Source organism: Burkholderia sp. Ac-20392, assembly GCF_017104585.1.
In the GTDB taxonomy this organism is placed as follows: Bacteria; Pseudomonadota; Gammaproteobacteria; order Burkholderiales; family Burkholderiaceae; genus Burkholderia; species Burkholderia lata.
Genome location: NZ_JAAGPB010001060.1, coordinates 1 through 1,158, shown reverse-complemented (window position 1 = coordinate 1,158; position 1,158 = coordinate 1). Strand labels below are relative to the sequence as shown.

General features: G+C 71.9%; 1 protein-coding gene. It reads right to left on the bottom strand.

The features are described 5' to 3' along the window. Positions 1–48: 48 nt before the first annotated feature. Positions 49–1,158: thiamine pyrophosphate-dependent enzyme (locus tag G3N99_RS40765; protein WP_206125259.1), on the bottom strand; the 1,110-nt coding region annotated here is incomplete at its 5' end.

The window sequence follows — 1,158 nt, the reverse complement described above, 5'->3', positions numbered from 1 at the left end:
CGTCGTGCGACAGCGCGACGGCGGGCGGCGCGGCGTGTGTGTCCACCGTCATCCGCCGCGCGCGCGGAGGCCCTGTTCGCGGATCTGTTCGAGCGTCGCGGCCGGCGTGCTGGCGTCCTGCGGGATGCGGATCTCGATCAGCGCGGGCAGCCCGCAGGTCAGCGCGCGTTCGAGCGCGGGCGCGAAATCGGCGGTGCGCTCGACGGTCTCGCCATGTGCGCCGAACGCGCGCGCATACGCGGCGAAATCGGGATTCGTGAGCCCCGTGCCGTGCACGCGCCCCGGGTAGTTGCGCTCCTGATGCATGCGGATCGTGCCGAAATGCCCGTTGTTGACGACGATCACGACGATGTTCAGCCCGTACTGCATCGCGGTCGCGAGCTCGTTGCCGGCCATCATGAAGCAGCCGTCGCCCGCGAGCGCGACGACGGCGCGCGACGGGTACAGCGACTTCGCGGCAAGCGCGGCCGGTACGCCGTAGCCCATCGCGCCGCTGGTCGGTGCGAGCTGCGAGCGGAAGTGCCGGTACGCGAAGTGGCGATGCAGCCAGATCGCATAGTTGCCGGCGCCGTTGGTGAGGATCGCGTCATGCGGCAGGCGCTCGCGCAACTGCACCATCACGTCGCCGAGCTGGACGTCGCCGGGCATCGGCAGCGGCGCATGCCATTCGCGATACGCGCGATGCGCGTCGGCGGCGGTGCCGGCCCACGCGGGGTGCTCGGGCGCCTCGAGCGCGGCGAGCGGCGCGGCGATCTCGGGCATCCCGGACACGATCGGCAAGTCGGCCGCATACACGCGGCCGAGCTCGTCCGCGCCCTGGTGTACGTGGATCAGCGTCTGGCGCGTCTTCGGGATGTCGAGCAGCGTGTAGCCGCCGGTCGTCGCTTCGCCGAGACGCGGCCCGATCACGAGCAGCAGGTCGGCGTCGCGGATGCGCTTCGCGAGCGCGGGGTTGATCCCGAGCCCGACGTCGCCCGCGTAGTTCGGGTGCGCGTTGTCGATCGTGTCCTGGTAGCGGAACGCACAGGCCACCGGCAACTGCCAGCGCTCGACGAAGGTGCGCAGGTTCGCGCACGCGTCGGGCGTCCAGCCGCTGCCGCCGACGATCGCGAACGGCCGCTCGGCGCGCGCGAGCCGCTCGCGCAACTCGTCGACCCG